At 68.0% G+C, this 11,647-nt stretch carries 13 protein-coding genes and 1 tRNA gene; 1 reads left to right on the top strand and 13 read right to left on the bottom strand.

Annotation, left to right across the window (positions count from 1 at the left end; all coding sequences use genetic code 11):
* Positions 1–88 precede the first annotated feature (88 nt).
* A complete protein-coding gene (locus tag C5E06_RS06255) occupies positions 89–358 on the top strand; it encodes an acylphosphatase (protein ID WP_160070539.1) in 270 nt (89 codons plus the stop codon).
* A gap of 36 nt (positions 359–394) precedes the next feature.
* Here the strand turns inward: C5E06_RS06255 and C5E06_RS06250 are convergent, their stop codons facing one another.
* From C5E06_RS06250 to ndk, 13 genes are all read right to left on the bottom strand, one after another.
* Positions 395–1,147 (bottom strand): DUF1345 domain-containing protein, encoded by a 753-nt coding sequence (locus C5E06_RS06250; protein ID WP_181059687.1) that lies wholly within the window; start codon positions 1,145–1,147, stop codon positions 395–397.
* Between the two features lie 85 nt (positions 1,148–1,232).
* A tRNA-Ala gene (locus tag C5E06_RS06245) sits at positions 1,233–1,308 on the bottom strand.
* 76 nt (positions 1,309–1,384) lie between these two features.
* Complete coding sequence (locus C5E06_RS06240; protein WP_258067544.1) at positions 1,385–2,170, bottom strand: sulfite exporter TauE/SafE family protein; 786 nt, start codon at positions 2,168–2,170, stop codon at positions 1,385–1,387.
* A gap of 5 nt (positions 2,171–2,175) precedes the next feature.
* Positions 2,176–2,580, bottom strand: a complete 405-nt coding sequence (rsfS, locus tag C5E06_RS06235) for a ribosome silencing factor (RefSeq protein ID WP_104298995.1) — start codon at positions 2,578–2,580, stop codon at positions 2,176–2,178.
* Between the two features lie 70 nt (positions 2,581–2,650).
* The gene (locus tag C5E06_RS06230; protein ID WP_104306342.1) at positions 2,651–3,490 is read right to left on the bottom strand and encodes a hypothetical protein; all 840 of its coding nucleotides are present in this window, start codon (positions 3,488–3,490) and stop codon (positions 2,651–2,653) included.
* The gene (nadD, locus tag C5E06_RS06225) at positions 3,487–4,116 is read right to left on the bottom strand and encodes a nicotinate-nucleotide adenylyltransferase (protein ID WP_104240830.1); all 630 of its coding nucleotides are present in this window, start codon (positions 4,114–4,116) and stop codon (positions 3,487–3,489) included. Before nadD ends, C5E06_RS06230 begins: the two co-directional genes overlap by 4 nt.
* Before the next feature lie 20 nt (positions 4,117–4,136).
* Entirely contained in the window at positions 4,137–4,406 is a 270-nt protein-coding gene (locus C5E06_RS06220) for a hypothetical protein (RefSeq protein WP_104240829.1), read from the bottom strand.
* 28 nt (positions 4,407–4,434) lie between these two features.
* Entirely contained in the window at positions 4,435–5,943 is a 1,509-nt protein-coding gene (gene obgE / locus C5E06_RS06215) for a GTPase ObgE (protein WP_104306341.1), read from the bottom strand.
* A gap of 105 nt (positions 5,944–6,048) precedes the next feature.
* Positions 6,049–6,303: a 50S ribosomal protein L27 gene (rpmA, locus tag C5E06_RS06210; RefSeq protein WP_068481308.1), complete on the bottom strand. Its 255-nt coding sequence runs from the start codon at positions 6,301–6,303 to the stop codon at positions 6,049–6,051.
* A gap of 18 nt (positions 6,304–6,321) precedes the next feature.
* Complete coding sequence (gene rplU / locus C5E06_RS06205) at positions 6,322–6,630, bottom strand: 50S ribosomal protein L21 (RefSeq protein ID WP_068481311.1); 309 nt, start codon at positions 6,628–6,630, stop codon at positions 6,322–6,324.
* A 222-nt stretch (positions 6,631–6,852) separates the two neighbouring features.
* Positions 6,853–9,510, bottom strand: coding sequence for an Rne/Rng family ribonuclease (locus C5E06_RS19575; protein ID WP_374953226.1), 2,658 nt, complete (start codon positions 9,508–9,510; stop codon positions 6,853–6,855).
* A gap of 287 nt (positions 9,511–9,797) precedes the next feature.
* The gene (locus C5E06_RS06195; protein ID WP_104306340.1) at positions 9,798–11,060 is read right to left on the bottom strand and encodes a M20 family metallopeptidase; all 1,263 of its coding nucleotides are present in this window, start codon (positions 11,058–11,060) and stop codon (positions 9,798–9,800) included.
* Between the two features lie 105 nt (positions 11,061–11,165).
* A complete protein-coding gene (gene ndk / locus C5E06_RS06190; protein ID WP_104240826.1) occupies positions 11,166–11,588 on the bottom strand; it encodes a nucleoside-diphosphate kinase in 423 nt (140 codons plus the stop codon).
* Between the last annotated feature and the right edge of the window lie 59 nt (positions 11,589–11,647).

Raw genomic sequence — 11,647 nt, 5'->3', positions numbered from 1 at the left:
AGCCCACCAGATGGGAAAAGGCTGTGCTTCTCACCCCACACGGGCCGGCATCTTCCCGGATTCCAGGCGTGGAAAGCACAATGTGGCTATGCGGAGAGTCAATGTCATCGTGGCCGGGACTGTCCAGGGTGTCGGCTACCGCTTCACCACGGCGCAGGAGGCACAGCGGCTGGGTGTGAGCGGCTGGGTCCGCAACCTGCACGACGGCCGGGTCGAAGCCGAGCTCGAAGGAGAGGAGCACCAGGTGGATGCGCTCCTCGCGTGGATGAGCAAAGGGCCCCCGTACGCCGAAGTCACCGCATCTCGCGTCTCCGAGCGGACCCCAAAGGGAACCGAGGGCTTCCGCGTCGTGCGCTGAGCCTCCCGGCGTTAGCCTCCCCGCGTTGACCTCCCCCTAGGTCGTGAGCCCGCCGAAGAGCACCGAGACCATCATGGCGACGATGACCGAGTTGAACGCGAACGCCAGCACCACGTTGGTCCGGGCGATGCGCCAGCCGCGGCGCGACGTGATCTCAGCCGACGCCGTCGCCGCCATCGTCGACATCAGGACCGCGAGCGTCAGGTAGTCGCCGAAGCGAGGCTCCTCCTCGAACGGGAACACGATCTGCGACCGGCGCGCGGCATCCCGCTCGCGCTCGTCCGCTCCCCCATGTCCCGCCTCAGCATCAGGGACCGCGTCGAGGCGGAGGTACTCCAACGCGAACGCGTAGACCATGAGCGCCCACGAGGCCGCGACCGTGGCGAGCCCGAGCACCACGAAGATGGTCTGGTCGCGGAAGGCGGGTTCCTGCGCGATAGCGACCGTGAGGGCGACCGCGACCATGGCGCCCGCCATCGTCCAGTCCGTCGCTCCCCCGTAGCCGACGAGCCGATGCCACCAGCGGCGCTTCGTGATGCGCTCTCGCCTCGAGGCGACCCGCAGCTGCACCGCGTCCGCGTTGCGGTAGGCGAGGTGCGTCCAGACCAGGTACACCGTTCCGAACAGCGGCCAGAACACGATGAAGATGCTCACGAGGTAGCGAACCGTGTCGCCGATCTCGACGCCGAGGCGTCTCGCCACGAACAGGTAGAAGGCCGCTGCGAACGGCACCGCGATGAGCGCGCTCCAGTTGGCCCGTGCAGTGTCGCCCATGATGCGTCTCGCCATGCGGACATCCTCCCGCATCGTGCGGGGAACCGAGCGGCAGCTCAGACGAAAAAGCCCCGGTCAGATTCAGCTGACCGGGGCTTCGTGGTGGATCTGAGGGGATTCGAACCCCTGACCCCCTGCATGCCATGCAGGTGCGCTACCAGCTGCGCCACAGACCCGCACCCGTTTCCGGGAACTCGAAAATAATAGCTCAGAAGCTGGGACGCACCAAATCGAGGCGGCCAGCGCGTGTCGCTACCGAGCGGTGCGACGGGGCCAGGCATCCACACCCATGCGCACCGCGATGACGACGAGGAAGGCCGCGAAGAGCAGATTCGCGAGCGAGGGCGAGATGGCGGCGGCGCTCAAGCCCCCGAGGCTCGTCGTGAGGCAGGCGGCGCCGCCGACCGCGAGGCCGGCACCCACATCCACGTTCTTGCGGCGCAGGTTGCTGATCGTGCCGGACAGCGCCGTCGGAATCATCATGAGCAGGGAGCTGCCCTTCGCGAGCAGGTCGCTCGAGCCGAAGAGCACGACCAGCATCGGCACGACCACGACTCCCCCGCCGATGCCGAGCAGGCCGGACAGCACGCCCGTGCAGAGGCCCAGGAACACCAGCAGCGCGCCGCCGAGCAGATCGATGTGCACTGCGGCGTCCCTCGACGGCACGACGAGGAAGAGCGAGACGATGACGACGCCGATGAACGCGATGAACGCCCACTGCAGCGTGCGCTTCGAGATCTTCTCCAGCAGCCATGACCCGAGCGGGGCACCCGCGATCGCGCCGATGGCCAGGAGCCCCGCCAGGAGCAGGTCGACGTTGCCGCCGACCGCGTACGTCACCACCCCGACGATCGCCGACGGCAGGATGGCGAGCAGCGAGGTGCCAGCGGCCAAGCGGGTGTCGAGCCGCACCAGATAGACGAGTGCGGGCACGATGAGGATGCCCCCGCCGACCCCGAAGAGCCCAGAGAGGAAGCCCGCGAGCAAGCCGGTGAGGATGAGCCAGACCCATCCGCCCTTCGACCTGCGGGGCGTCACGCCGCTCAGCTCTGCTCGGCCTGGTTCGGCTGCTCGGCGGCTGCGTCGCCCTCGCCGAGATCGAGCTTCACGACGGGTGCGTCGTTCCACAGGCGCTCGAGCCCGTAGAACGTGCGCTCCTCCTCGTGGAAGACGTGCACGACGATGTCGTTGAAGTCGAGGAGCACCCAGCGACCCTCGCGACGGCCCTCTCGGCGCAGCGTGCGCTGCCCGATGTCGCGCATCGCGTCTTCGATCTCATCGGCGATGGAGAGCACCATGCGCTCGTTGCGACCGGAGACGAGGAGGAAGATGTCCGTGAGCGGCATGTTGTTCGAGACATCCAGGGCGACGATGTCGAAGCCGAGTCTCTTGTCGGCAGCCTTCGCTGCGATGTCTGCCAGTTCGATTGCTCGCGTACTCGCGGTCATTCGGTCCCTTTCATTGAGAGCCCAGATGAGCTCAACGTGGTGTCCGAGAGGCGATGCGCTCGCCAGCTGATCAGAACCAACCCTGAACAATACCCAGGATCACTGCGACAACGCCAGCCACAGCGACGGCGAGGCCACTCACGACCGCCCAGATCGACAGCCGCACGCCGTGCCCACGGCGGGGTGCGAGCGGCATTCCAGGCTCGCGCACCGCGCGGCTGGCCGCGACCGGACTGTGCTCCTCGACAGCCCTCGAGTGCAGCTGCTCGTCGCCCTCGTCAGCGTGGTCGATCTCCGGCGAGTCGAGCCCCGTCGTCAGCGTGCCGAAGTTGGAGAGCTCGCGGGAGACCTGCATCTTGCCCGTGATCATGAGATCACCCGCGCCGCTGAGGGCGCCGGTGATATCGGGCGAGCTCATCTCCGGCATGACGATCATGCCCGTCGGCGTCTCGTCCGTGGAGTGGCTGGCCATGACGAGGCGTCGGAAGTAGTCGCCGCTCGTGCCGTCCTCCTGAGCCTCCTGCTCGACGGCCGCCGGGCTCCGATTGAACGAGTCGCCGGGCAACTCGGGGGCCTCAGCGACCTCCTCGACCTCAGCGACGTCCGGGGTCTCAGAAGCCTCAGTGGCCTCGAGCGTCGCCGTCACGTCGATCGGCGTCGGTGAGAGGCCGTCGATCTGGAGCGGAGCCTCGAGCGCGACGCCGGATGCGAGCTGCGCCAGCTGCGCCGATTCAGCAGGAGGGGCCGGAGCGGCTGGAACGATGGGAGCGGCCGGAGCAGCTTCGTCGGATCCCGCCCTGGTCTCCACGGAGACCGTCGGCGCCATCGTCGGGAGCTCTGGCTGCTCGCCCTTCTCGCGGCGACGTTCGAGCTCGCGAAGCTCGCGGCGGGTCAGTGGCGCGTCACTCATATGGCATCAATCTCTTCTGCCGTGTACAGCCTGTGCTTGGCCATGTACTGCACGACACCGTCTGGCACCAGGTACCAGACCGGCTTCTCCTCGTAGGCCCTCGCCCTGATGTCCGTCGAGGAGATCGCCAGGGCTGGGATCTTGAGCGCCGTCACCTTGTCGGCGGGGATGCCGTCGGTGCGCATCTCGTGCCCCGGTCGCGAGACGGCGACGAACTGGGCGAGCTCGAACAGCTCGAGCGAGTTCTTCCACCCGAGGATCTGCGCGATGGCATCCGCACCCGTGATGAAGTACAGGTCCGCGTCCGGACGGAGTCGCTGGACGTCGCGCAGGGTGTCGATCGTGTACGTGGGGCCGTCGCGGTCGACGTCGACACGACTCACCTTGAACCGGGGATTCGAGGCAGTCGCGATGACCGTCATCAGGTAGCGGTGCTCGACCGGGGTGACGTGCGACTTGTGCGACGGCTTCCCCGTCGGCACGAAGAGCACCTCATCGAGATCGAAGTGCGCCGCCGCCTCGCTCGCCGCCACGAGGTGCCCGTGGTGGATCGGGTCGAAGGTTCCACCCATGACGCCGACTCTGCGGCGCTCGGGAACGGGGGAAGGCTCGACGGTGTGAGGCATAAGGCGGGCGCGTCTCCGCGCTAGTGCTTCGAGTGCTCCGAGCCGGCCTCGATGACGCCAGCGTGGTTGAACGGCTCGTAGGGAACGACCTTGGAGTCGACCGGGTTGCTGTGCCACGTGTTGCGGAACGCGTACGTGACGACGATGAGGGCAACGAAGGCGACGAGCGTGACGACACCGAACATGATCGGTGGCATCACCAGCTCGTTGACGATGTGGTGCCCCTCTTCGGCCAGCACGGATTGGGCCAGCACGGCATCAGCAAGCGCAGCGGGAATCAGCTCGATCATGCGTCCCACCCTACCAATGTTCGCGAGGTCACTCGTCGACCTTCCACACGCCGCCCTCGCGCTCGCGCTCGAGTTCGGCACGCGCCGCGGCCTTGCCGTCCATGCGCTCGTAGTAGCCCTCGCGCCGCTCACGCGTGGTGGTGCGGCTGTTCTCCTCGAGGCGACTGTCCGTGCCACGCGGCGAGACCGTGAGCTCTGCCGCGCTCGTGAGCGTCGGCTCCCAGTCGAAGACGATGCCCTGCGCGCCAGGCCCGATGATGACGGCGGAACCGGCGATTGCACCGGCCTTGAAGAGGGCTTCCTCGACACCGATCTTGTTGAGGCGGTCCGCGAGGTAGCCGATGGCCTCGTCGTTCGCGAAGTCCGTCTGCGCGACCCAACGCTGCGGCTTCTCACCGAGGATCCGGTACGTGTTTCCGTGCGTTCCACCCTCGACGCGGATCTCGAACGGCTTCTCGTCGACGGGGCGCGGACGCAGCACGATGCGCGGCTTGATGGCCAGCTCGGCGAGCTTGGCCTCCCTGTCGCGGTCGATGAGCTCGCCGAGCGCGAAGGAGAGCTCCTTGAGGCCCTCGTGGCTCACCGTCGAGATCTCGAAGACACGGTAGCCGCGCTCCTCCAGCTCGGGGCGCACGAATTCCGCGAGCTCACGCCCATCGTGCAGGTCGATCTTGTTGAGCGCGACGAACTGCGGGCGCTCCAGGAGCGGCGTCTGCCCCTCCGGCACCGGGTAGTTGCCGAGCTCCTCGAGGATGACATCGAGGTCGCTGATCGGGTCGCGGCCCGGGTCGAGCGTTCCGCAGTCGAGCACGTGCAGCAGCGCGGAGCACCGCTCGACGTGCCGCAGGAAGTCGAGGCCGAGGCCCTTGCCCTCGCTCGCGCCCTCAATGAGGCCGGGAACGTCGGCGACCGTGTAGCGGTACTGGGCCGCCTGCACGACGCCGAGGTTCGGGTGGAGCGTGGTGAAGGGGTAGTCGGCGATCTTCGGCTTGGCCGCGGACATCGCCGCGATGAGGCTCGACTTGCCAGCAGACGGGTAGCCGACGAAGGCCACATCCGCGACGATCTTGAGCTCGAGCTGCACCTGCAGCTCCTCGCCTGGCGTGCCGAGCAGAGCGAAGCCAGGCGCCTTGCGCTTCGTGTTGGCGAGCGACGCGTTGCCGAGACCGCCCTGTCCGCCTTCGGCAGCGACGTAGCGCATGCCGGGCTCGGAGAGGTCAGCGAGTTCGACGCCGTCCGCGTCGCGGACGACCGTTCCGATGGGAACCGGCAGATCGAGCGGCTGACCGGTGTACCCGTTGCGCCAATCGCCCATCCCGAAGCCGCCCTTGTCGCTCGAGCGATGCGGCTTGTGGTGGTACGACAGCAGCGTCGTCTCCTGCGGGTCGGCGTAGAACGTGATGCTGCCGCCGTTGCCGCCATCACCGCCGTCGGGGCCGGCGAGTGGCTTGAACTTCTCGCGCTTGACAGAGACGCAGCCGTTGCCACCCTCTCCAGCGCGCAGATACAGCGTCACCTGGTCGACGAAGGTGGCCATGAAGAGCTCCTGTAGAACGATAAGTCGTGAAAATACGGATGAGGGGCGGACCGTGGCCCGCCCCTCATCCTGACACCGCCCTGGATTCAGGGACTGTGCTTGCTGCTATTCGCCAGCGACGATGTTGACCACCTTGCGGCGGCCCTTCGCACCGAACTCGACGATGCCTGCCGAGAGGGCGAACAGCGTGTCGTCGCCACCGCGGCCCACGAGGGCGCCGGGGTGGAAGTGCGTGCCGCGCTGACGGACGAGGATCTCGCCCGCGCTGACGGTCTGGCCCGCGAAACGCTTCACGCCGAGGCGCTGAGCGTTCGAGTCACGGCCGTTGCGAGTCGAGCTCGCTCCCTTTTTGTGTGCCATTGAAGTCTGCTCCTCGACTTACTTGATGTCGGTGATCTTGATGCGCGTGAGCTCCTGACGGTGGCCCTGACGCTTCTTGTAACCGGTCTTGTTCTTGTACTTCTGGATGACGATCTTCGGGCCGCGGAGGTCGTTGAGGACCTCTGCAGTCACCGTGACCTTAGCGAGCTTCTCTGCGTCACTCGTGATGGTCTCACCGTCGACGAGCAGCACAGCCGGAAGCGTGACGTTGCCCTTCTTGTCGGCAACAACACGGTTCGTGGTGAGCACAGTGCCCACCTCTACCTTCTCCTGCCGTCCACCGGCGCGCACAACTGCGAATACCACTTCAGTACCTTTTCTCCGAGCCCGACAAGGTCGGACGCTGTGTCTTCAAACTCTGGAAGCCCTGCTCGCTGCGGCGAGCTGACTCTGCCCTGCAACCGGGCGAGGGAATGCCAGCACGAATGCAAACGTGCAACAGCGAACCACTTTACCCGGCAGGGTCGGTGCGCGCAAGCGCACCCACCCACTCGACGCTTTCGCGTCCGGTCGCCCTACTCTGTCATCTTACTCGGCAGAGAGCGGCGGCGTCGTGATGCGGCGGCGGCGCGGACGCCCCGAAGCACCCTTGGGCGGCTCAACCGTCGCCGGTTGCGCTGCCTTCGGCGCAGACGCCGTCGGCGCTTCCTGAACCTTCTCAGGGGCGGCGGCGGGCGTCGTCACCTCGACCGCGGCGGGGGCCTCGGTCGTTTCGCCCGCTGCCGGCTGCTGCTCACCCTCTGGGGTGACCAGCGCATCCAGCAGCGAGTCGAGTTCACGAAGCGCTGCCGGGTCGGCCTCGCGCTTGGTCTGTGCCGGCTCGGCGCTCTGGGCCGAGTCGAAGTCGAAGAGGTTCTCGCTGGCGCGCGCCTTCCGGTCGTCGCCATCCGACTGCTGCACCGCATTGCGGTCGAGCGTCACCGGCTCGCTCGGCGCCTGCTCCGGAGCCTCCGACGTCGCCGGAGCCTGAGCATCCGTCTTGGCGCGCCTGCGGCCGCGACGCGAACGACGCGACTCACCCTGCTGCCCGGACTGCTCGTCGCCGCCACGCTCGTCGGCGACCGGCGCCTGGGCGCTCGCCTGCACGACGGGCTGCTGCTCTTCCGAAGGCTCGCCCTGCTTCTGCCCGGTGAGCGTCGACGCCGCGATCTTCGAGAGAGCGCCCCGCGCCTCCTCGGTGATGCCGTGCGTCGACGTCGCGGCCGGAGCTGCGACGGCACGAGGAGCCTGCTGCTCACGCTGCTGACCACCGCGGCCCTTGCGACTGCTCTTCGCGTTCGCGCTGCTGTCAGGCGCTCCCCCACGGTGCTTGAGCACCGGGTCGTGGAAGACGATGACACCGCGGCCAGCGCAGGACTCGCACGGCTCGCTGAACGTCTCGAGCAGGCCGAGACCGAGCTTCTTGCGGGTCATCTGCACGAGCCCGAGGCTCGTCACCTCTGCGACCTGGTGCTTCGTGCGGTCACGGCTCAGGCATTCGATGAGGCGACGCATGACGAGGTCGCGGTTCGATTCGAGCACCATGTCGATGAAGTCGACGACGATGATGCCGCCGATGTCGCGAAGACGCAGCTGGCGGACGACCTCTTCGGCCGCCTCCAGGTTGTTCTTGGTGACCGTCTCCTCGAGGTTGCCGCCGGAGCCGACGAACTTCCCCGTGTTGACGTCGACGACCGTCATGGCCTCCGTGCGGTCGATCACCAGCGAGCCGCCGGACGGCAGCCAGACCTTCCGGTCCAGCGCCTTCTCGATGTGCTCGGTCGCGCGGTACTCGGCGAAGACGTCGCCGCCCTGGAACGCCTCGACGCGGTCGACGAGGTCAGGGGCGACCTGGTGCAGGTAGTTCGTGATGGTCTCGAGCTCTTCGCTGCCCTGGATCACGATCTTGTGGAAGTCCTCGTTGAAGACGTCGCGGATGATCTTGACGAGGAGGTCGGGCTCGGAGTGCAGGAGCGCCGGAGCGGGTCCCGCCTCGATGCGCGAGGAGATGTCGGCCCACTGCGCGGTGAGTCGGTTGACGTCGAGCTCGAGCTGATCCTGGGTCGCGCCCTCGGCAGCCGTGCGCACGATGACGCCGACGCCTGCCGGCAGCGTCTCCTTGAGGATCTTCTTGAGGCGTGCGCGCTCCGTGTCCGGGAGCTTGCGGGAGATGCCGTTCATGGAGTTCCCCGGCACGTAGACCAGGTAGCGACCAGGCAGCGACACCTGGCTCGTGAGGCGGGCGCCCTTGTGGCCGATCGGGTCCTTCGTGACCTGGACGAGCACGCGGTCGCCCGGCTTGAGGGCGTTCTCGATGCGACGCGACTTGCCGCCGACCTCCGCAGCGGCCCAGTCGACCTCACCGGAGTAGAGCACGGCGTTGCGGCCGCGCCCGATGTCGATGAAGGCGGCCTCCATGCTCGGGAGCACGTTCTGCACGCGACCGAGGTACACGTTGCCGATGAGCGACGACTCCTGCGAACGCGCGACGTAGTGCTCGACGAGCACCTTGTCCTCGAGCACGCCGATCTGGACGCGGTCGTCCTTGGCGCGGACGAGCATCACGCGGTCGACCGCCTCGCGACGAGCGAGGAACTCGGACTCGGTGATGACCTGGCGGCGACGCCCGCTCTCGCGGCCCTCGCGGCGGCGCTGACGCTTCGCCTCGAGACGCGTGGACCCCTTGATCTTCTGCGGCTCCGTGATGAGCACGGGCTCTTCGACCGGCTGCTCCTCGCGGGACTGACGACGACGCGTCGTCGACTGCTGGCGCTCTGCCGGGGCCTGTCGGCGGTCGTCGCGCGACGACTCCCTCGAACGGTCGCCGCGGTCAGCGCGGTCGTTGCGGTCAGCGCGGTCACGCTCGCCACGGTCCGAACGCTCGCCACGCTCGGAGCGGTCGTTGCGATCCTGCCTGTCGTAGCGATCGTTCCGGTCGCCGCGCTCCTGGCGCTCGTACGGCTCGTCGTCCTGACGGCGACCGCGGCCGCGGTCTTCGCGTGGGCTGCGTTCCAGCACCGGGGGCAGATCCGGCTGCAGGAAGAAGAGCGTCGTGGAGGAGATGACGGACGGGACCGACGACGCGGACTCCTCGGTCGACTCGTGCTCCACTGCGCCTACCCCTGCCGCAGTCGCGGACTCCTGGCCCGCCTCTGCGTCGAACTGCTCATCGGTGGTGTTCTGGTCTGATTCGTTTGTGGTCACCATTTCTGGTGTGCTCCTACTCCGGCGTGGCGCAAAGCGTGCGCCCACCCCTCCGGGCGATGAAGATGCCATGCATCCTCATCGAAAATGGTCTCCGCCCGTTCGGCGGAAAGGTTGTACGTGGTGTGCCGCGGTTGCGGCGATCCTGCCTGCGGCCCGTGCGACGGAGCGTTGCTCTGCTCGTGGCTCGTGCCTGAAAAACTTCGGGTGCCGTGGGACTCTGCCCGGTCGACCTTTCCAGTATCGCACGGCCACCGCATCCAGACCCGATTTCGGCTGTGCGCCCACCGTCAGGACAGGACCCGCCTGTGGTGTGCGATGCCGAGGATGCGCTCGGCGGCCGCGCAGTACCCGGCGAGGAACGCGCTCGCCACGAGCCCGACCGCATCCTCCGTCGGAAGGAAGCGCGGGTGGTGGAGCGTCGGGGCGTAGGCGCCTCCGGGCCCAGGCAGACCTGCCGTCTCGACGCCTGCGAAGCACATGATCGAGGGAACCTCGTCGCAGTAGTACGAGAAGTCGTCGCCGCCGAGCGAGCGCATGGGCTCCGCCCCGTCGACGCCGAGGCGCGCGAGCCAGTCGTCGGCATCGGACGCGAGGTGGGTGTCGTTGATGAGGACGGGCATGTTCTGGTGCATGTGCACGATCGCCTCCGTGCCGTACGCCTCAGCAGTGCGCACCGCGAGGTGCTGCACGGCCGCGAACAGCAGCTCGCGGTCTTTCGGCGCCGTCGTGCGCATCGACGCGAGCAGCCGGGCGCTCGAGGGCAGCACGTTCGCAGCCCCCTCACCTGCGGTGAGCGTCCCGACGCTGATCACGGCGGGATTCATGGGCGAGATCGTGCGACGGACGACCTCGGGGAGTCCGAGCGCGATCTGGGCGACGGCAGCGACAGGGTCGGCCGCCTGGTGCGGGTACGCGCCGTGGCCGCCTCGTCCCTGCAGCGAGATCTCGATCTCGTCGGCAGCCGCGTTGATGTAGCCGCCGCCGATCGCGATCGCCCCTCGAGGGACGCCCGGGTGGACGTGCGCGCCGATGACGTGCTCGACCTGGAAGCGCTCGAGGCCGCCCTCCTGCACGATCTGATGCGCGCCCGAGGGGTAGGTCTCCTCCCGTGGCTGCAGGATCGGCACGAGTCCGACGGGGAGGTCGAGGTGGTCCGCGGCCCGGATGAAGGCGACGAGCGCCGCTTGGTGGACATCGTGCCCGCAGGCGTGCATCGCGCCGTTCGACGAGGCGAACGGCACCCCGGTGAGCTCGGTCAGCGGCAGCGCATCTAGCTCGGCACGCACCCCGACGGCACCCCCGGTCGCGGGGCCGAGGCGCCCGATGCGTCCGGAGTCGGCGATGCGGTGCATCGTGACCCGGTCGCCGAGCTCGGCCTCGAGGCGGGCAGCGGTGTCGTTCTCCTCACCGGAGAGCCGGGGGTCGGCGTGGAGCTCCTGACGCAACCGGACCGCCGCTGGCAGCTCCTCACGCAGCGCAGCCCGCCACGCCGAGGCCAGCTCGTCGAGCCGCTCGCTGTGCTCCGTCGACGCCGATCTCCCAGCCTTCATCTCGCAACTCGCCCCCGAATCAATGTTCTCGCACCTGACGGCCCGCCTACCGCGAAGCCTACGACTCGGCCGAAGCCCGACCGAGTCGTCCACCTCTCGAGTCGGTCAGGCCGCGAACCAGATGCCGAGCTCGCGCTCGGCGGACTCGACGGAGTCGGAGCCGTGCACGATGTTGAGGAGCACGCCGGCATCCCAGTCACGACCGAGGTCGCCTCGGATCGTGCCGGGCGCGGCAGTCGTGGGGTCGGTCGTGCCGGCGAGCGACCGGAAGCCCTCGATGACGCGGTGGCCCGCGACGCGGATCGCGACGGTCGGCCCCGACTGCATGAACTCGAGGAGGCCCTCGTAGAACGGCTTGCCCTCGTGCTCCGCGTAGTGCTCCGACAGGAGCGCACGGTCTGCGTGGACGAGGCGGAGGTCGACGAGCGAGTAGCCCTTCGTCTCGATGCGGCGAAGCACTTCGCCCGTGAGGCCGCGCTGAACGCCGTCCGGCTTGACGAGGACGAGCGTCTCTTCGATGGTTGCCATGATTCCTCCATTGGTCGTGGTGGTCGGCCCTGCGAGGGGCCAGGTCGTTCGGTGAATGC

This window comes from Pseudoclavibacter sp. RFBI5 (genome assembly GCF_002931395.1).
Classification (GTDB): domain Bacteria; phylum Actinomycetota; class Actinomycetes; order Actinomycetales; family Microbacteriaceae; genus Pseudoclavibacter.
Note: the sequence above shows the minus strand (reverse complement) of the source record. Positions and strands in the feature narration are given on the sequence as shown.

Bases quoted from the DNA above. Each gene is read 5' to 3' on its own strand.
- C5E06_RS06195 (WP_104306340.1), bottom strand. From the start codon at position 11,060: ATGAAGGCTGGGAGATCGGCGTCGACGGAGCACAGCGAGCGGCTCGAC.
- C5E06_RS06230 (WP_104306342.1), bottom strand. From the start codon at position 3,490: ATGAGTGACGCGCCACTGACCCGCCGCGAGCTTCGCGAGCTCGAACGT.
- C5E06_RS06255 (WP_160070539.1), top strand. From the start codon at position 89: ATGCGGAGAGTCAATGTCATCGTGGCCGGGACTGTCCAGGGTGTCGGC.
- obgE (WP_104306341.1), bottom strand. From the start codon at position 5,943: ATGGCCACCTTCGTCGACCAGGTGACGCTGTATCTGCGCGCTGGAGAG.
- rpmA (WP_068481308.1), bottom strand. From the start codon at position 6,303: ATGGCACACAAAAAGGGAGCGAGCTCGACTCGCAACGGCCGTGACTCG.
- rsfS (WP_104298995.1), bottom strand. From the start codon at position 2,580: ATGACCGCGAGTACGCGAGCAATCGAACTGGCAGACATCGCAGCGAAG.
- nadD (WP_104240830.1), bottom strand. From the start codon at position 4,116: ATGCCTCACACCGTCGAGCCTTCCCCCGTTCCCGAGCGCCGCAGAGTC.
- C5E06_RS06250 (WP_181059687.1), bottom strand. From the start codon at position 1,147: ATGGCGAGACGCATCATGGGCGACACTGCACGGGCCAACTGGAGCGCG.
- C5E06_RS06220 (WP_104240829.1), bottom strand. From the start codon at position 4,406: ATGATCGAGCTGATTCCCGCTGCGCTTGCTGATGCCGTGCTGGCCCAA.
- ndk (WP_104240826.1), bottom strand. From the start codon at position 11,588: ATGGCAACCATCGAAGAGACGCTCGTCCTCGTCAAGCCGGACGGCGTT.
- C5E06_RS19575 (WP_374953226.1), bottom strand. From the start codon at position 9,510: ATGGTGACCACAAACGAATCAGACCAGAACACCACCGATGAGCAGTTC.